This is a genomic window from Gammaproteobacteria bacterium (genome assembly GCA_013001575.1).
GTDB lineage: Bacteria > Pseudomonadota > Gammaproteobacteria > Steroidobacterales > JABDMI01 > JABDMI01.
Genome location: JABDMI010000029.1, coordinates 38,568 through 56,445, shown reverse-complemented (window position 1 = coordinate 56,445; position 17,878 = coordinate 38,568). Strand labels below are relative to the sequence as shown.

General features: G+C 47.5%; 17 protein-coding genes. 10 read left to right on the top strand and 7 right to left on the bottom strand.

The features are described from left to right. Positions 1-5: 5 nt before the first annotated feature. The gene (locus HKN88_02450) at positions 6-1,112 is read right to left on the bottom strand and encodes a DUF2891 domain-containing protein (GenBank protein NNC96913.1); all 1,107 of its coding nucleotides are present in this window, start codon (positions 1,110-1,112) and stop codon (positions 6-8) included. A 35-nt stretch (positions 1,113-1,147) separates the two neighbouring features. Next, the gene (locus tag HKN88_02445) at positions 1,148-2,596 is read right to left on the bottom strand and encodes a pyridoxal-phosphate dependent enzyme (GenBank protein NNC96912.1); all 1,449 of its coding nucleotides are present in this window, start codon (positions 2,594-2,596) and stop codon (positions 1,148-1,150) included. A gap of 57 nt (positions 2,597-2,653) precedes the next feature. Here HKN88_02445 and prmC point away from each other — a divergent pair, with 57 nt between their 5' ends. The 5 genes from prmC to HKN88_02420 all read left to right on the top strand — a co-directional run bounded on the left by prmC (position 2,654) and on the right by HKN88_02420 (position 7,272). Next, a complete protein-coding gene (gene prmC, locus HKN88_02440; protein ID NNC96911.1) occupies positions 2,654-3,535 on the top strand; it encodes a peptide chain release factor N(5)-glutamine methyltransferase in 882 nt (293 codons plus the stop codon). Further along, a complete protein-coding gene (gene murI, locus HKN88_02435; protein NNC96910.1) occupies positions 3,535-4,383 on the top strand; it encodes a glutamate racemase in 849 nt (282 codons plus the stop codon). Before prmC ends, murI begins: the two co-directional genes overlap by 1 nt. A gap of 210 nt (positions 4,384-4,593) precedes the next feature. Further along, entirely contained in the window at positions 4,594-5,514 is a 921-nt protein-coding gene (locus tag HKN88_02430; protein NNC96909.1) for a hypothetical protein, read from the top strand. Between the two features lie 114 nt (positions 5,515-5,628). Beyond that, positions 5,629-6,804 (top strand): DUF1887 family protein, encoded by a 1,176-nt coding sequence (locus HKN88_02425; GenBank protein ID NNC96908.1) that lies wholly within the window; start codon positions 5,629-5,631, stop codon positions 6,802-6,804. A 105-nt stretch (positions 6,805-6,909) separates the two neighbouring features. After that, positions 6,910-7,272, top strand: coding sequence for a GNAT family N-acetyltransferase (locus HKN88_02420; GenBank protein ID NNC96907.1), 363 nt, complete (start codon positions 6,910-6,912; stop codon positions 7,270-7,272). A 3-nt stretch (positions 7,273-7,275) separates the two neighbouring features. On the opposite strand, the gene HKN88_02415 is transcribed toward HKN88_02420, so the two are convergent. From HKN88_02415 to gatC, 5 genes are all read right to left on the bottom strand, one after another. Next, positions 7,276-7,566, bottom strand: coding sequence for a hypothetical protein (locus HKN88_02415; GenBank protein ID NNC96906.1), 291 nt, complete (start codon positions 7,564-7,566; stop codon positions 7,276-7,278). Positions 7,567-7,594: 28 nt separating this feature from the next. Next, positions 7,595-8,485, bottom strand: a complete 891-nt coding sequence (gene hslO / locus HKN88_02410) for an Hsp33 family molecular chaperone HslO (GenBank protein NNC96905.1) — start codon at positions 8,483-8,485, stop codon at positions 7,595-7,597. Positions 8,486-8,516: 31 nt separating this feature from the next. Further along, positions 8,517-9,968: an Asp-tRNA(Asn)/Glu-tRNA(Gln) amidotransferase subunit GatB gene (gatB, locus tag HKN88_02405; protein ID NNC96904.1), complete on the bottom strand. Its 1,452-nt coding sequence runs from the start codon at positions 9,966-9,968 to the stop codon at positions 8,517-8,519. 11 nt (positions 9,969-9,979) lie between these two features. After that, a complete protein-coding gene (gatA, locus tag HKN88_02400; GenBank protein NNC96903.1) occupies positions 9,980-11,449 on the bottom strand; it encodes an Asp-tRNA(Asn)/Glu-tRNA(Gln) amidotransferase subunit GatA in 1,470 nt (489 codons plus the stop codon). A gap of 89 nt (positions 11,450-11,538) precedes the next feature. After that, the gene (gene gatC, locus HKN88_02395; protein ID NNC96902.1) at positions 11,539-11,826 is read right to left on the bottom strand and encodes an Asp-tRNA(Asn)/Glu-tRNA(Gln) amidotransferase subunit GatC; all 288 of its coding nucleotides are present in this window, start codon (positions 11,824-11,826) and stop codon (positions 11,539-11,541) included. A 229-nt stretch (positions 11,827-12,055) separates the two neighbouring features. Between gatC and HKN88_02390 the strand changes: the two genes are divergently transcribed. The 5 genes from HKN88_02390 (at position 12,056) to rodA (ending at position 17,874) form a co-directional block, all read left to right on the top strand. Further along, on the top strand, positions 12,056-13,099 hold the full coding sequence (locus HKN88_02390; protein NNC96901.1) for a rod shape-determining protein: 1,044 nt from the start codon (positions 12,056-12,058) through the stop codon (positions 13,097-13,099). Between the two features lie 220 nt (positions 13,100-13,319). After that, on the top strand, positions 13,320-14,279 hold the full coding sequence (gene mreC, locus HKN88_02385) for a rod shape-determining protein MreC (GenBank protein ID NNC96900.1): 960 nt from the start codon (positions 13,320-13,322) through the stop codon (positions 14,277-14,279). 6 nt (positions 14,280-14,285) lie between these two features. After that, on the top strand, positions 14,286-14,783 hold the full coding sequence (mreD, locus tag HKN88_02380) for a rod shape-determining protein MreD (GenBank protein NNC96899.1): 498 nt from the start codon (positions 14,286-14,288) through the stop codon (positions 14,781-14,783). 68 nt (positions 14,784-14,851) lie between these two features. Next, the gene (gene mrdA, locus HKN88_02375) at positions 14,852-16,714 is read left to right on the top strand and encodes a penicillin-binding protein 2 (protein NNC96898.1); all 1,863 of its coding nucleotides are present in this window, start codon (positions 14,852-14,854) and stop codon (positions 16,712-16,714) included. A gap of 14 nt (positions 16,715-16,728) precedes the next feature. Continuing rightward, positions 16,729-17,874: a rod shape-determining protein RodA gene (rodA, locus tag HKN88_02370; protein ID NNC96897.1), complete on the top strand. Its 1,146-nt coding sequence runs from the start codon at positions 16,729-16,731 to the stop codon at positions 17,872-17,874. The last annotated feature ends 4 nt before the right edge of the window (positions 17,875-17,878 follow it).

Below are 17,878 nucleotides of genomic sequence, written 5' to 3'. Positions count from 1 at the left end.
CAGACTTACAGCTGAGAACTCAGGGCATAGATCGCAAAAGAACCTAACCAGTGCCCGCCTTCGTAACTGTCACCAACAATGCCTGGCAAGGAATACTGGACATGCGCATTAGCCAAAGTATTGAGATGGGCATAGGCAGGCAATCCATCAGCGATCACAGACAATGACCAGGCACGACTAAAATTCACCCCGTCGAGGTGCACCAGTTTGCCATCCCCGCGATCTGAAACTTTGCCCACATCAAATTCGAAATCCGGATCAGCCAGTTGTGGCAGAAACTTGTCCATCCATGCCCTGAATTCTGTTGCACTCAGAACGCGCTTCATTAATGCAGCCTCTTCCAGACAGGGCGACAAAAAGTCAAAACCGCTGGGCTCGTAATTGATCGGACAATTTGTATCCACGGCAAAAAACCGCAAGGCATGCTGCTTGAGTAAAGCCTGAAACGACTGGTCTTTAACTGCAACAGCATAGTCCCAGGCAAAATTCATCCCGAAGGCGGAATTGGTATGCTCACCAACCCGGATCGGGTACAGCAATTTGGGCAAGAATTCAAAATAGCGTTGTACCAGTAGATCGGCCAATGGTGTCAAGTTGGTTTCCAGTTCACGTGCGACCGGATCATCCCAGGTATGCAATTCTTCCACCAATTTCAAATACCAGGCCCAACCGTAAGTGCGTTCCCAGGACTTGTTGTATTTACCATAAAAGAATTCAATCTCTTTTTGCATGTTATCGGCAGAGATATTATTCAGGAGTTTTTGTTTAATCTCATCGGCATTTTCAAGGTCTGGATATAGTTTTAACAACTTGACCAAAGACCAGTGCCCATGCACGGCAGAATGCCAATCAAAACAGCCATAGAATGCCGGATGCAAGACGCGTGGCGGTTTCAGGTCTGCGTCACTTCCGATCACGTCATTGAGTTTGTTCGGGTATTCGGTGTTAATACAATCCAGAGGAAGCGTTGCCAGGCGTTGAGCTTGTTCGAAATTGAGCGATACAGGCGGGATATCTACAGCGGCATCAGGACTCAAAGTATTCGGGGATGTTGCACAGGCCATGATCGAGACTAAAAAACATTGCGCTAAAACTGCATTCACATATTTCATGTCAAATCTCCTTTCAAATTGAAGCCTTCTCAACACTATTCGCAATTTTTTTCAAACAAGTCCATACGGTACAAATAATTCAAAATATCGATCCGGGTGATCAGGCCCAAAAAACGCGCGTCTTCAAATACCACTACGTACGATTCATCTTCAAGCACCGCCTGGACTTCTTCCAGAGTATTTGAGGAGGTCAGGATCGGGAAATCGGTAATATCAATGTTTGAGACCGGATCGTGCATTCGACCTGGATTGAGACTGGCATATTGCATGACCATGCTATCGGTCAGGATTCCGGCGAATTCACCGTCATCAATAACCGGCAATTGCGAAACACTGTTGTCGCGAAAACGCTTAAGTGCGGTTAACAGGCTGTCTGTAGGCGACACCACAATGGTTTGGCGACGCTCATACAAACGCCCGATAATGGCGCGCGTGGTATTTTCTTTACCGGTTTTTGGCGAACGATTGAATGGCCGGTCTTCAAAGCCCATGTCATACAGCCAACCACCATTAAAGGCCTTGGACAAATACCGGTTACCTGTGTCACAAGCAAAAGTCACCACTTTTTTGGGTTCGGTTTGCGCCCGGCAATACTCCAACGCCGCGTATAGTAAGGTGCCGGATGATGGACCTCCGAATATGCCTTCCACTTGCAACAGATCCCGTGCAGCTTTAAAGGCCTGCGCATCTGTGACAGCGTAAGCATTTTTCACTAAAGAGAGATCACAAATGTCCGGAATAAAATCTTCGCCGATGCCTTCGACCAACCAGCTGCCGGCTTCAATAAATTTACCGGTTTTAATATAAGGTGCCAAAATGGATCCTTCTGGATCGGCTAACACAATCTCGGTATCGGGCGCATGCCGTTTCAAGTAAGCACTGATCCCAGAAATAGTTCCGGATGACCCAACACCCACCACGATGGCATCTACCTCATTATCAAGTTGTGAAAAAATTTCCGGCGCGGTGGTCAGTTCGTGCGCTTTGGGGTTGTCGGGATTGGCAAATTGATTAATGAAAAACCAGCCATTCTCCTCGGCCAGACGTTTGCCCAGGTCTTGATAATATTCCGGATGCCCTTTAGCCACATCAGATCGGGTCATCAATACTTCCGCCCCCATGGCTTTAAGCATATCGACTTTTTCACGGCTCATTTTGTCGGGCATTACCAAGACCATGTTGTAGCCTTTTTGCCCTGCTACCAGCGCCAAACCAATTCCGGTATTACCCGCCGTTGCCTCGATCACGGTGTCGCCAGGTTTGAGTTCGCCGCGTTGTTCAGCGGCAGTGATCATTTGCAAACCAATACGGTCTTTAACCGATCCACCCGGATTCATGCTCTCGAGCTTGATGTAAAGTTCACAAAGCCCGGTATCCAGGGAATTGATGCGCACCATTGGCGTTTTACCAATCATGGAGATGACATCCGGATACACAGCAGCCTGCTCAGTATCTGAAGGAAGTGAATTGCTGGTATCTGGCATAAAAATATCACTGAAATTAGACCAGCGTATTGTACGCCAAGCCACTACAATAATCCCATGCATTCCTTAACAAATGATCAGAGTTTAAGCGGATCAAGTCAATGTGTTACCGACTTGCTGGAAAGTGCGTATCAACGAATTCATCAAGCCAGTCATTCGCCAAGCCTGGACGCTGATATCTTGCTCGCGCATGTGCTGGGGTGTAACCGCAGCGCACTCAAAGCCTGGCCGGACAAGATCGTTTCTACTGAGCATAAAGAGCAGTTTGATGCCCTCATCGAAAAACGTGCCACTGGCAAACCCATTGCTTATCTGTTGGGCAGCAAAGGCTTCTGGAATCTGCTTGTGGATGTAGATGAACATACTCTGGTGCCCCGACCCGAGACCGAGTTGCTGGTTGAACACGCCTTAAAGTTAATCCCGGAAAATTCCGAGCAAGTAATTGCCGATATTTGCACAGGTTCGGGAGCGATTGCCTTTGCCCTGGCCAGTGAAAGACCCGACTGTGAAGTGCATGCCTGCGATATTGACGGCATGGCCTTGCGAGTTGCCAATCGCAGTTTGGCACGCTTGCAACTGGATAATGTGGCGATGTTCAAAGGCGACTTGTTTTCCGCACTTCCAGAAGACAATTACGACCTCATCGTGAGTAACCCGCCATATATTGCTGCCGACGATCAGTATTTATTACACCCAACCATGCAACACGAACCACGTCACGCCCTGATTGCTGAGAATAACGGTTTAGCGATTATCGAGCAACTGGTGTCCGGCGCAAAAACCTATCTTAAACCCAATGGCTATTTGTTATTAGAGCACGGGCATGAACAGTCACTGGACATTCAGGAAATGGCACAACGCTTTGGACTGGATTACCAGATGTGTTTGCAAGATTTTCAAGCTCTGGACAGAGTTAGTGTATTGCAGTATCTAATCTAATGAATACCGCTTCTCAAAATTCTTCACGTCTAAAACTGGACCCCAAATGGCCGATTGGGGTTCTGGATTCGGGACTCGGGGGCCTAACCGTAGTCAAAGCCATTCAAAAGCAAATGCCCGGCGAAGATATTATCTATATTGCTGACAACAAATATTTACCCTATGGCGATCGCAGTCGTGAAGAGATCATCGATAGAGCGCATCGCTTGTGCGAGTTTTATTCTGCCTATCCGGTAAAAGCCATTGTTATGGCGTGTAACACAGCAACCGCGGCTGCCATTAAGCATTGTCGTGAACATTTTGACTTACCCATAATTGGTGTAGAACCCGGGATCAAACCGGCTTGCGAGATAACCCAAACCGGAAACATCGGCGTGCTTGCCACCGCCGGGACCTTGCGCAGTCAAAAATATGCGAATTTACGCAATCTGGTGGGAAAAGATGTAAAAGTTTTTGAACAAGCCTGTGTCGGCTTGGTGCAAGCCATTGAAGATGAATACCCGGACTTTTCAGAAACCCGCACTCTGTTACGCCTGTATCTGGATGAGTTTAAAAATAATCAGGTTGATACAGTGGTTCTGGGTTGCACCCATTACCCGTTGATCGAACAACTCATACACGAAGAATTTCATGCCGCCGTCACCATCAACACTTCCTCGGCAATCGCACGTCAATTACACCATCGTTTAGACGATCCAGGCCTGGAAAACCCAAATAACATTTCACCCTTATTACGTGTGCTCGCGAGCCAGGTAGATTCAGCCTATCAAGAAAAAGTCACTCGACTTATCAAATCCGAAAAGTCCGACGAAAACCCTGTCATACAACTACCCGCGCATTTCTGCTGATATTTTTATTCTTTTTTTAACCCCATTCCGGGATCTCTCTCGTTTCTTCTGATACTGGACGGTTTTGTCTTAAGTTCCTGAATTCAAACTGAATAATGTTTTTTTTACATTCAGTCACAATTCAGTCACTGCATGGCAATCTGTTCACGAAGCTTGAAAAAAGCAGCACATCAGTGTGTTGCAATCAAGACCATTCATCAGGAGTACGTTATGAAAACACCCAACAAAGTTAATAATTATTTTATTGTATTGCTCACCTTGATCGCCGTGTTTGCAGTACCGCAATTAATGGCGGGTCACGACAATGATCGCATCGCTTATCCACATGCCGGCAAACTGGTGGATGTGCAAGTGGTGAATGATTACGGGCGACGCTTTAAAAAATACCCGATCAATAGCGGTCAATACAGCGTGAAACGTGCTTATCTGGAAGCCAAAGACGGCAAGTCGTATGGCATCAGGGTGAAAAACAACACACGTCAGCGAATTGGCCTGGTAATTGCGGTTGACGGTCGCAATATCATCAGTGGTAAAAAGTCTAAACTCAAAGCCAAAGAACGCATGTACATTCTTAATCCTTACCAGGCGGCTACTTATGACGGCTGGAGAAGTGGCAAGAATCGAATCAACGAATTCTATTTCACCGATGTACCGGATTCGTATTCCGACCAGACCTTTGGGGATCGTTCGGCCATGGGTGTGATCGCGGTCGCTGTGTTCAAAGAGAAAAATGGTCGCTGGTATAGAGAGCCGGACTACGACGACTATGCTTATAAAGGTAGAGGTGATTCAGGATCACGCAAACAGTCGCCATCGGGTTCAGCACAGAAACGTGCACCACAATCCAAAGGTGGTTACCAGTCAGAAGCGCTGGATGAGCTGGGCACGGGTTACGGTGACAATCGCTATTCACCTTCACGTCGGGTGCATTTTAAAGCTGAAAAATACGCCGCGGTCAAACACTTTATTAAATACGAGCGTAAGGCCACTTTGTGTGAAATGGGCATCAGTCGTTGCGGATACAACAAACGTGAGCGCAACCGTTTTTGGTCAGGATCTTATGGCAACTACGGATTTGTACCGCCGCCACCCAATAGCCGTTATCGTCATTATGGGCAAGGCATTCAATAATCCCGGATATGAATAAAGTCAGTAGATTTATCTTGATCCAGAGAGCGAACTTCGGTTCGCTCTTTTTTGTTACACTGGATTAATCCGGCAAAACACCAAACAGCCATTGAGGCCATGTCACAGACCAAGAAAAAACGTATTCACGTGTGTTTGATCACTGATCAGCCCAATACCATCATCACACCTCTGTTGGATAAACGCACGCGTCCACATCAGGTCATTATTGTTGCCAGCCCTGATATCCAGGAAAAAGTGGAATGGTTAAGCACAACCCTGAAAAAACATAAAATCCCGGTTATTGATTGGCAGATACAAGACGCCTGGGATGTGCACACGATCCAGAAATCCATGCAGGAATTACTCAATACCTACAAAAACGCGGCATTAACACTAAACGCTGCTGGCGGGACCAAAGCAATGAATATTGCAGCCTGTCATGTGTTTCGCGCAGCAAATCTCCCGATATTTTATGTGCATCCTAAAACCGACACTTTGATGTGGGTGAATGACGGCAAAAGAAAAGACTTCAATTTGGCCGACAAGATCAGTATTGACGATTACATGGGGGTACGAGGGGCCGAGGTCGTAAAAACCGGCACAGTAGCCATTGACCGCAGCCCGCTGGAAGGCGAGGAGAAAAAACTGGTCTTTGCTCTGGCCCAAGCCGCACCGCAGATCAGCAACGCCTTTAATGTGTTAAACCGTTTGGCCACGCGCGCCGACCGGGAAGATCGCACGCGACTCAAACCCAATGACCTGAAGAGCAAAGGATTAAAACAGTTACTGGGTATTTATCAGCAACATAAATTTTTGCACTACACGAAAAATGAACTGGTATTTAAAAGCTATCAGGCGCGCTGGTATGCCAGTGGCGGGTGGCTGGAAGCTTATGTGTTTGATGTGATCAGTAAACTGCAACAGCACATTCCGCAGATCCAGGATGTCGCGCGCAATGTCAAAGTCCATCGGCAGACCCCGACGGGCATAATCCCGAATGAGATCGACGTGGCTTTTTTGTACAACAACTCACTGCACATAATCGAATGCAAAACCCAGCGCTTTCGCCGTAAAAAATCCTCGACCGGGCATGGTCTCAAGGCCATATACAAGCTGGACAGTTTACGTGATCTGTTGGGCGGCATTCGCGGCAAGGCCATGCTGGTTGCACTTGAAAACCTGAGTGAAGGCAATCAACGCCGTGCCGATGACCTGAATATTTTTGTGGCCGCGAACGCTGATCTCAAAAACCTGGGCACACAGATCGAAGTCTGGCTAAAAAGTGCAACCTAAATGCATATAAGTATTCGCTTAGCCACTGCAAAAGATGCGACTGAGATCTCGAAATTGGTGATTCGCAATGCCCTGCCATCGCTTCCGGAGATCGCATAGGCATTTATGATTCAACACAACACACCTGAAAAGATCAAATTGCGTTTTTCGGAAGCTTATTTATATTTTATAGCTTTACATGAGGAGCAAATAGTTGGTGTGATCGGGATTAAAGAATATAACGACGAACCCAATCATCTTTATCATTTATTTGTGGACAAAGCATACCGACGACACGGTATCGCCCGAAAAATGTGGGATTTTTATCTGGAGCAATGTTCTGAACAGGCTAAAAACCAAAGCTTTCGGGTCAACTCATCCTTAATGGCGGTGGATGTCTATAAGAATTTTGGATTTGTGGAAAACGGTGAGTATTTTGAAAAGGATCATATCCCTTGTGTGCCGATGTTGTTGAGCAAGATTGAATAACCCTTAGTTCGGATTAAAAAGCTTGATTTCCCTGATCTCGAAACTTTCCCACACTTGGCCAGAAACATAAGGGTCGGCATTCAAGATTTTTTCCAATAGTTCTTTATTGTCAATATCATAGATCAGGGACGACCCGATCATTTTTCCGTTGTCGTCCAAAAATGCTCCGGCACTCAACAAAATTCCTTGCGATAACAGCTTAGTCGCTCCTGCAAGATGCTTGTCACGCATGGCCATCCTGCGATTTATTGCATCGCTGTCTTGATAGTCGTGTGCGGTAACCAGAAATTGCATAAATGATAAGGAATTGATATAGCTATTGTTAATGCACAGTCCGATTCTCTTCCACCGAGACCGAATCAAATAGTCTATCGGCGTCCGAACGAGAATAATGATAAGCCTTATTGCAAAACTCACACCGCACTTCTACCGAACCCATTTCATCAATTATCGATAAAACTTCCGCCTGGCCCAGGGATTTGATGGTGGTTTCTATGCGTTCTGATGAACAAGAACAGGCAAAGGTGATCTGCTCGCTGGCAACAATGCCAACCTGCTCTTCATGAAACAGGCGATAGAGTAATTCCGGTGGCTCCAGAGCCAATAATTCTTCTTGCTTGACCGTGTCGGCCAAAATGCATAATCGGTTCCAGTCTTCATCGTGCATTTCTTTGTATTCAGTTTCATCAGGCAAGCGTTGCAAAAGCATTCCGGCTACTTGCTGGTCGCTCACCCCCAGCCACAGGCGGGTGGGCACTTGCACCGATGAATTAAAGTAATGTTGCAAGCATGCGGAGATAGTTTTGCCTTGCACGGGCACGATCGCCTGATACGGGTCTTTGCGATCCTGATTGGCAATGGTGATCACAATTCTGGCATCTCCCATTTTTTTATTTAGCCCACCGGTGGGAATTTCTCCATCCCAGCGAGCCAGCCCGCGTATGTATCCATCGTGCGATATCTGCACAACCACCAGACGTAATGCGCCGTCGCCTTGCATTTGAAAGGTGAGATTGCCATTGAATTTCAGGGTTGAAGACAATAAAACCGTAGCGGCGAGCGCTTCGCCCAGAATATTTTTGACCGCTTTCGGGTAAGCGTGGCGTTCCTGCATTTTTTCCCAGGTGTGTTGCAACTGCACCAGCTCACCACGCACGCTCACGCCTTCAAACAGAAAGCGAATGTGATGGTCTTGTACTGGTATTTGCGACATTGATCTATTGTGATAATTTACTTAAAAAAGACTAGCCCTTGAGTTTGTTTTTTAATAATTGATTCACCACTGCCGGATTGGCTTTGCCTTGCGTGGCTTTCATTATCTGTCCGACAAAATAACCAAATAATTTATCCTTACCACTGCGATATTGTTCCAGTTGATTTGGACTATTGCTAATCACTTCATCGATGATGGCTTCAATTGCCCCGGTGTCGGTGATCTGTTTTAAACCCTTGGCCTCGATCACGCTGTCGGCGTCACCTTCCCCGGCCCACATGGCTTCGAACACTTCCTTGGCAATTTTTCCTGAAATGGTGTTGTCTTTAATTCGCTTGAGTAACAGCGCCAACTCTTTGGACGACACCTTGCTGTTATTTAGATCCAGACCCTCCTTATTCAAGGCCGCGGAAAAATCGCCCATGACCCAGTTTGCGGCAAGTTTGGCGTCGGATTCACCGACTTCGCTGACCACTTCTTCGTAAAAAATGGATATGTCTTTACTCGCCGTGAGAATATCGGCATCGTAGTCCGATAAACCGTAATGCGATTTAAAGCGGGTGCATTTTGCATCGGGTAATTCCGGTAACTCTTTGCGTACTGCTTCAATGTAATCATCATCAATGACCAGGGGCAAAAGATCCGGACACGGGAAGTAGCGATAATCGTTGGCCTCTTCCTTGGAACGCATGGAACGAGTCTCGTCTTTGTCGGCATCATACAAACGGGTTTCTTGCACTACTGTTCCGCCCGACTCAAGCAGGTCAACCTGGCGTTCAATTTCGTGGTTAATGGCTTTTTCAATAAAGCGGAACGAGTTCAAATTTTTAATTTCGGCGCGCGTACCAAATTCTTTTTGACCGATTGGTCGTACCGACACATTGGCATCACAACGGAAAGAACCTTCTTGCATATTACCGTCGGAAATATCCAGATAACGCACCAAACTGTGGATTTTTTTCATGTAGGTAATGGCTTCTTTGGCCGAACGCATATCCGGTTCGGACACGATCTCAAGCAATGGTGTACCAGCGCGATTCAAATCGATACCAGTGGAACCGTGAAAATCCTCATGCAAGGATTTGCCCGCGTCTTCTTCCAGATGGGCACGCGTGACACCAACGGTTTTGGTGCTGCCGTCTTCCAAGGTAATATCGAGTTTACCCAGGCCTACAACCGGTAACTCGAATTGACTGATCTGATAGCCTTTTGGCAGATCGGGGTAAAAGTAATTTTTACGCGCAAAAACCGAGCGCTTGGCCACTTCGGCATCAATTGCCAGTCCAAATTTCACGGCCATGTGGACAACCTCTTTATTCAGCACCGGCAAGACACCCGGGTAACCCAGGTCAACCAAATTAGCCTGGGTATTTGGCGCAGCGCCAAACGCGGTTGACGAGCCTGAGAATATTTTGGTTTTAGTGGCGAGTTGTGCGTGAATCTCCAAGCCAATCACTGTTTCCCATCCGGCAGGTGTAGTCATCGTGATTCTCCTTATGCAAATGCGGTGGGTAGTTGTGAATGGAAATCGGTAACTTGTTGATAGCGATGAGCGGCATTCAGCAACTTGCCCTCGGCAAAATAGTTTCCGATCAGTTGCAGGCCAACAGGCAAGTCATTGCCGCCCGCGTTTTTGGCAAATCCGCAGGGAATAGACATGCCCGGCAAGCCCGCCAGATTCACACCAATGGTGTAAATGTCATTTAAATACATGGTAACCGGGTCATCCATCAGATCACCCAGGCCGAAAGCCAGATTCGGGGCGGTTGGCCCCATGATCACATCGATCTCGGTAAAGGCCTTGTCAAAATCCGCCTTGATCAATTGTCGGGCTTTTTGTGCTTGCAGATAATAGGCATCGTAATAACCGGCCGACAGCACATAGGTCCCGGTCATAATGCGGCGTTTAACTTCATCGCCAAAACCCTCACCGCGTGAACGCTTATACAGATCAACCAGGTCTTTAGGATTCTCACAGCGGTGGCCAAATCGCACACCGTCAAAGCGTGAGAGATTGGACGAACACTCGGCCGGTGCAACCACATAATAAGTTGGTACCGATAGATGCAAGTTTGGCAAACTGATCTCGATGATCTTTGCGCCCAGTTTTTCGTATTCCTGGATGGCCGCTTTGACCGGGGTGGCGATGGCATCACTCAGGTTCTGATCAAAGAACTCTACCGGCACACCAATTCGCAAACCCTCGAGGGAATCATTCAGACCCGACACATAATCGTCTTTAGGGCGTTCGATCGAAGTGGAATCCCGTTCATCAAAACCCGACATCGCATCAAGTAATAAAGCGGAGTCTTCGGCTGTGGCGGTGAGCGTACCGGCCTGATCAAGACTGGATGCAAAGGCGATCATGCCATAACGCGAGACTCGCCCGTAGGTAGGCTTGATGCCGGTCAGATTACACAAGGCCGCCGGTTGACGGATCGAGCCTCCCGTATCCGTAGCAGTTGCACCGGGTACCAGGCGTGCCGCGACGGCTGCCGCCGACCCTCCGGAGGAACCACCGGGAACTTTACTGGTGTCCCAGGGATTTTTAACCGGTCCGAAATACGAGGTTTCGTTCGAAGACCCCATGGCGAATTCATCCATATTAGTCTTACCCAACATCACCACACCCTGGGCTCGCATATTGGTCACGACCGTTGCGTCATAGGGCGAAACAAAATTGTCCAGCATTTTGGAACCACAAGTGGTTTTAATGCCTTTGGTGCAAAATATGTCTTTGTGCGCGATCGGAACGCCCGCAAGCAGTGGCGCATCCCCGGAGGCAATCTGAGCATCGCTTTGTTTAGCGTGTTGCAAGGCTTGTTCGGCCGTCACGGTAATGAACGAATTCAAACCGTCATCGTATTGCTCGATGCGCTTGAGGAAGTGTTGAGTTAATTCTTCACTGCTGTATTTTTTTGCCTTGAGATCACGACTCATTTCGGCAATGGTTTTGGTATGCATAGTAGTACGGTTCTTATTGGTAAATATTCATGCGCTGGGCAAGTTCATGGCTCTGCGATACATCACAATCGCAGCGTCTGAGCGCTTTATTACTCGATAACTTTTGGCACCAGATACAGTCCGGCTTCAGTCTGGGTGGCATTCTGTTGGTATAAGGCGCGTTGATCGGTTTCCGAGACCTCGTCCGCCCGTAAGCGTTGTGCCATATCCAGAGGATGCGCCATGGGTATGACGCCTTGGGTATCCGCGGCACTCAATTGATCGACCATATCCAGAATGGTGCTGAGTTTTTGCCGATACGCCTCGGTTTCAGACTCGCAGATCTCAAGTCTGGCCAGGTTGGCAATATGTTGTAGGTCATCAGCGGTCAGAGCCATGATGTTCTCCGTTTAATTTTTTTGGTCTAGATGTCGGTGAGATTGGAATTCACCCTGTGTGCCTTGAGTGGCTTGCGCTGCGACTCAAGGGGCGCCTATTTTACCTTGCAGCTTGCCCAAAGTCTCACCCATTGTTAGAGTGCGTGTTTAATCTATTGAATCCCTCGGAACTTTGGGACATGTCCTGAAATCTGATTCTTCCTAAACTCGCAACCAGAAGTATAAAACCATGATGAAATGGCTCAAAGGTCACATGTCCTCGGATCTCTCTATCGATCTGGGAACAGCAAATACATTAATCTACATGCGCGGAAAAGGTGTGGTTCTGGATGAACCATCGGTGGTCGCAATTCGTGATGATGGCAGTCGGGGTGGAAAAATCGTACAAGCAGTTGGCCTTGAAGCCAAAAATATGCTCGGACGAACTCCCGGAAATATCACCGCTATCCGCCCTTTGCGTGACGGTGTGATCGCGGATTTCAGTGTGACCGAGGTTATGTTGCAACATTTTATTAAAAAAGTGCACGGCAGCAGTTATTTCAACCCTAGCCCGCGAGTATTGATCTGTGTGCCATTTGGCTCTACCCAGGTAGAGCGTAAAGCCATCCGTGAATCGGCCGAAGGCGCTGGTGCGCGGAGGGTGTATTTGATCGAAGAGCCAATGGCCGCCGCGATTGGGGCCGGCATGCCGGTTTCTGAGGCTCGTGGTTCTATGGTACTGGATATTGGTGGTGGAACCTCGGAAGTCGCGGTTATTTCCCTGAACGGGATCGTCTACGCAGCCTCGGAACGCACCGGTGGTGATCGCTTTGACGACTCTATCACCAGCTATGTCAGACGCAATTACGGCATCCTGATCGGTGAAGCGACGGCCGAAAAGATCAAACACACTATTGGTTCCGCCTACCCGGGCGAAGAGATCCGTGAGATCTCGGTCAAAGGCCGCAATCTCTCGGAAGGCATACCGCGCAGCTTCACCTTAAACTCCAATGAGATCCTTGAAGCCCTGCAAGAACCGTTGCAAGCTATTGTAAGTGCTGTAAAAGCTGCTCTTGAGCAGACTCCACCGGAACTCGGTGCCGATGTGGCTGAACGCGGCATCGTATTAACCGGAGGTGGTGCATTATTGAAAGATCTGGACCGCTTGCTTATGGAAGAAACCGGTTTACCGGTCGTGGTGGCCGACGATCCGCTGACCTGCGTAGCTCGAGGTGGTGGACGCGTATTGGAAATGGTTGACGAGCACGGGCCCGCCATTTTCGGGCTGGAGTAAAACCACCCCAAAACCCCGAAATGCCGATTTCTTGAACACTTCAAGAAATAGGTGTAAGCTACGAGCTAATTCATTGAAAATAATAACAATAAATGGATTACCGGAAGCGTTTTAGGAAGGTTTCAAACAACTCATGGTTGCCTCAAGCAACAATCAGTTATCGTCACACTCCAACTCAGCTGCATTTTTACAACACCATTGAGAATTATTGAGTCAACCTTTGAACTCGTTAAATCAAACACAACGAAAAATGTTTTTGCGCGGTCCTTCGCTGGCTTCGCAATTTTTATTTTTTGCCTCACTGTGTATTGTGTTGATGGTGCTGGATTCGCGTTACCAGCAATTGGAAAAAATGCGTACCACAATTACCACTGCAATTTATCCCGTGCGCATGCTTGCCCACACCCCTTATGAGTTCACCCAGTGGTCAAAAGACGCCATGCGTTCGCGCCGCCAGTTACGCGAAGAAAATTCACACTTGCGTGTAAAGAACAAAGACGCACAATTTGAATTACAACGTTTGCAACAACTCGAAGCTGAAAATCACCGCCTGCGTGTTTTATTAAGTTCGGCACAAGCTCAAGAACTTAATTTACAAATGGCCGAGATCATGCGGGTTAGTCTTGATCCTGGTCGTCAACACATCGTTCTAAACCAAGGTGCACAATTAGGCATTAACAAAGGTCAAGTTGTAATAGACGCACAAGGACTCATGGGGCAAATTCTTCACAGTGACCCTCTACAATCCGAAGCGATTTTAATTACCGACAGCAAACACCTTACGCCGGTTGAAGTGAATCGAAATGGTTTACGCAGTATTGCCTACGGCAGTGGCGATTCAACCCGTTTACTGTTGCCCTACTTTGCCCAAAATGCCGAAATTATGGAAGGTGATCTACTCGTAACTTCCGGCCTGGGTGGCCGCTTTCCGGTCGGTATTCCGGTTGCTGAAATAGTGGAAATTATTCGTGACCCCAGTAAAACCTTCCTTGAAGTTATTGCCGAGCCAGTTGCTGCGATGGATCAAAGCCGCCAGGTAGCTGTGGTTAAAAGCGATTATTTACTTGAAAGAGCGAAAGCCAAAGCAAGCCCGACTACGCCAACAGAGCGTACTGAGTTGGCAATTATTGATAAACAAAAAAAAGATAAACTACTTGAAAATCAGGTAGATACGCCGTAATCCTGCATGAGTGAATTTAGTGTGACTGCGATTCGGATTCGTATTTTTCTAAGTGTTGTCGTTGCCTTGTTACTCACGACTATGCCGTTGCCAGAACTCGTCTCGCCCTATCGCCCACTATTTGTTCCGCTGGTAATTTTATTCTGGTCCATCTTTTTTCCATTGCGCTTCACGCTGTTTATGGCCTTACTTGCCGGCTTGGCACTGGAAGCCAGTCAAACGCTGGTTTTTGGGCAAACTGCACTCGGCCTGATCGTTATATCTGTGTTTGCCTTATCCAATCATCGCCGCATTCAACTGGCCGCACTGCCACAACAATTACTCACTGTTGCAGCCTTGTTATTTGTTTACCAGTTTTTACAGATCTGGATAGAAAGTTTGCTGGATCGCCCAACTGAATATAGCGTACGGTTTATTGCGGTAATTTTTAGTATGATATTTTGGCCTGGCGTTATTGTGTTTATGCATAAAGTTATTCTAAGAAAAAAACATCAGGCTAAATAGACCCTCTTTGAAACACAAGTCATCAAGCTCATGATCGCTCACCTTTCCATGCATCCCGGCAGGCACGCATGAAACTGATACGCACACGCAAGCAGATGAAAAACCGTCATCTGGAAAAACAGGTATTTCGTTTCAGGATCATTTTGGCCATGGTCCTGATCACCGCTTTGTTTGTATTGCTGTTTGGTCGACTGGCTTTTTTGCAAGTATTGAATTTTCAGCATTACAGTGAGTTGTCAGCCGGAAACCGAATCCGTATCGAACCTATGCCACCCAACCGCGGTTTGATCTATGACCGCTATGGAAAAAAACTTGCCGAGAACATCCCGAGTTTTGAAGTGGTTATTATTCCGGAAGAAACACCTAACGTAGATGAAACGCTGGACGCGATTGAAAAATTCATCCCATTCTCAAGTGAGCAACGCGAGCGTTTTAACACCAACCGTAAACGTTACCGATCTTTCGAACAGGTCCCATTACTGCATCACATGGACGAGCAAAGTGTGGCCGCAATAGCTGCGAACATTCCTGACCTGCCGGGTGTACATGTTCGCGCACGACTCACGCGTCATTATCCCCTGGCCGAAGAAAGTGTGCATGTAGTTGGCTACATGGGCGGGATCAATGATCGCGATCTGGAAAGAATCGACAAACGCGCCTATGCCGGTACCTCATACATTGGAAAAACCGGTATTGAACAAACCTTCGAACAATATTTGCTGGGTAAAGTTGGATATCGACAATTACTTGCCAATGCACAAGGGCGCTTGCTGGATGTGATTGAAGAACAAACCCCTGAATCGGGTTCAGATCTACAGCTGACCATTGATGCCGGACTGCAAGCGGTGGCGCTAGACGCGCTGCGAGATAAACGGGGTGCCGTGGTTGCCATCGACCCTACAAATGGCGAGATCCTCACTATGGTGAGCTCGCCCGCCTATGACGGAAACGGTTTCAGTCGGGGTCTCACCCAAGCCGAATACAATGTATTTCTGGACGATACTGACAAGCCCTTACTTAATCGGGCCATCAGTGGAAACTATCCGCCCGGTTCCACCGTAAAACCCATGATCGGCCTGGCCGGATTGCAATTGAACAAAACACATCGTGCGCACAGCACCTATTGTCCAGGTTTTTTCAAGTTGCCGGAAAATGAACGGCCTTATCGTGACTGGAAACGCGAGGGTCATGGCCGGGTGAATCTTTTTGGTGCCATCACTGAATCGTGTGATGTATATTTTTACGAGCTTGCGCTGGAATTGGGTATCGACAACATGCACGATTTCTTGCGAAATTTTAAATTAGGCGAACACATAGATCCGCAAATTCGAGGCAGCCGCAAAGGTATATTGCCTTCGCGCGCATGGAAACGAAACAATTTCAAAAATCCTGCAGACAAGGTCTGGTTCCCTGGTGAAACCGTGATTGCGGGTATTGGTCAGGGTTATATGTTGGCATCACCACTACAACTGGCCACGGCGACTGCGATCACTGCCATGCGTGGCGAATATCATCAACCGCATCTGGTCAAACGCATTGGTAGCGATTACCAGCTCGACTTTACCGATGACAGCAAACACTTTTTAAGTGTAAAAGCCGATGCCAGGCATTGGGATGAAATAATAAGCGGAATGGAATCCGTGATGCATGGTCTCAAAGGAACTGCACGGCATATCGGTAAAGATCTGGATTTTCGTATGGCGGGAAAATCGGGTACCGCGCAAGTTTTTACCCTCGCTGAAGATGCTGAGTACATCGCAGAAGAACTGGACGAGCGCTTGCGTGATCATTCATTATTTATTGCCTTTGCCCCGATTGATGACCCGAAAATTGCTGTTGCCGTCATAGTCGAGAATGGTGGTGGCGGTAGCTCGGTTGCTGCACCCATTGCGCGTGACCTTATCCTTGAACACTTGAACAAAACTAAATAAGCGATGATGCCAACATGTTAAATAAACTCATCAAACTCTTTCGCGGGCAAAAAAACCTCGGGGACGAAGGTGGTTTGGCTACACGCTTACACATTGATAGTGTGTTGCTGGCATTGATACTGTTGGTAGCTTTGTTCGGCTTTTTTGTTTTATACAGTGCCAGCAATCAATCGACGGCATTATTGACTCGACAGGTCATCCGCTTCGGAATTGCCCTGGGCGCCATGTTTGTGGTTGCCCAGATACCACCCAAATTTTTACGCATATGGGCACCCATTCTGTTCTTGATCGGACTGAGTATGTTAATTGCGGTTAAATTTGCCGGCGATGTCGGAAAAGGCGCACAACGCTGGCTGGATCTTGGACTCATTCGCTTTCAACCATCCGAGCTCATGAAACTCGCAGTACCCATGATGGTGGCCTGGTATTTGCATTTTCGCCCCTTGCCGGCGAAATTCGGGGTGAATATGTTAGCCCTTGGTATGATCATTGTGCCAACGGCACTGATCTCCATTCAGCCTGACCTGGGAACTGCCTTGCTTATCGCGGCGTCTGGAGTTTTTGTGATTTTGTTAGCCGGTTTATCACTTCGCTTCATATTGCTTAGCGGGGTTATTGCCATGATCGCCGCACCCGCCTATTGGTTCACATTAATGCAGGACTACCAGAAAACCCGGGTGTTGACCTTTCTGAATCCCGAAAGCGATCCACTTGGCTCCGGCTATCACATTATTCAATCCAAGATCGCAATTGGATCAGGAGGAATATTTGGTAAAGGCTGGTTGAATGGGACCCAGGGACAACTTGAGTTTTTACCGGAACGAACCACCGACTTCATTTTTGCAGTACTTGGTGAAGAGTTTGGACTCATGGGTTTATTGATATTACTCATCGTGTATGTATTGATTATTTTGCGCGGTTTGATAATTGCCTCACAAGCCAATGACACTTTTGAGCGTTTGCTCGCGGGCAGCATCAGTTTGACATTTTTTGTTTATATATTTGTGAATACCGGCATGGTTACAGGATTATTGCCGGTGGTTGGTGTGCCATTACCATTAATCAGTTATGGCGGCACCTCCATGGTTACCTTGATGGCGGGTTTTGGTATGTTAATGTCTATTCAAACCCACAAACGCATGTTCAGTAATTTGCAATAAGAAT

What these genes read in the sequence shown, in the direction of transcription:
- HKN88_02450 (NNC96913.1), bottom strand. Translation starts at nt 1,112, where the DNA reads ATGAAATATGTGAATGCAGTTTTAGCGCAATGTTTTTTAGTCTCGATC.
- HKN88_02445 (NNC96912.1), bottom strand. Translation starts at nt 2,596, where the DNA reads ATGCCAGATACCAGCAATTCACTTCCTTCAGATACTGAGCAGGCTGCT.
- prmC (NNC96911.1), top strand. Translation starts at nt 2,654, where the DNA reads ATGCATTCCTTAACAAATGATCAGAGTTTAAGCGGATCAAGTCAATGT.
- murI (NNC96910.1), top strand. Translation starts at nt 3,535, where the DNA reads ATGAATACCGCTTCTCAAAATTCTTCACGTCTAAAACTGGACCCCAAA.
- HKN88_02430 (NNC96909.1), top strand. Translation starts at nt 4,594, where the DNA reads ATGAAAACACCCAACAAAGTTAATAATTATTTTATTGTATTGCTCACC.
- HKN88_02425 (NNC96908.1), top strand. Translation starts at nt 5,629, where the DNA reads ATGTCACAGACCAAGAAAAAACGTATTCACGTGTGTTTGATCACTGAT.
- HKN88_02420 (NNC96907.1), top strand. Translation starts at nt 6,910, where the DNA reads ATGATTCAACACAACACACCTGAAAAGATCAAATTGCGTTTTTCGGAA.
- HKN88_02415 (NNC96906.1), bottom strand. Translation starts at nt 7,566, where the DNA reads ATGCAATTTCTGGTTACCGCACACGACTATCAAGACAGCGATGCAATA.
- hslO (NNC96905.1), bottom strand. Translation starts at nt 8,485, where the DNA reads ATGTCGCAAATACCAGTACAAGACCATCACATTCGCTTTCTGTTTGAA.
- gatB (NNC96904.1), bottom strand. Translation starts at nt 9,968, where the DNA reads ATGACTACACCTGCCGGATGGGAAACAGTGATTGGCTTGGAGATTCAC.
- gatA (NNC96903.1), bottom strand. Translation starts at nt 11,449, where the DNA reads ATGCATACCAAAACCATTGCCGAAATGAGTCGTGATCTCAAGGCAAAA.
- gatC (NNC96902.1), bottom strand. Translation starts at nt 11,826, where the DNA reads ATGGCTCTGACCGCTGATGACCTACAACATATTGCCAACCTGGCCAGA.
- HKN88_02390 (NNC96901.1), top strand. Translation starts at nt 12,056, where the DNA reads ATGATGAAATGGCTCAAAGGTCACATGTCCTCGGATCTCTCTATCGAT.
- mreD (NNC96899.1), top strand. Translation starts at nt 14,286, where the DNA reads ATGAGTGAATTTAGTGTGACTGCGATTCGGATTCGTATTTTTCTAAGT.
- mrdA (NNC96898.1), top strand. Translation starts at nt 14,852, where the DNA reads ATGAAACTGATACGCACACGCAAGCAGATGAAAAACCGTCATCTGGAA.
- rodA (NNC96897.1), top strand. Translation starts at nt 16,729, where the DNA reads ATGTTAAATAAACTCATCAAACTCTTTCGCGGGCAAAAAAACCTCGGG.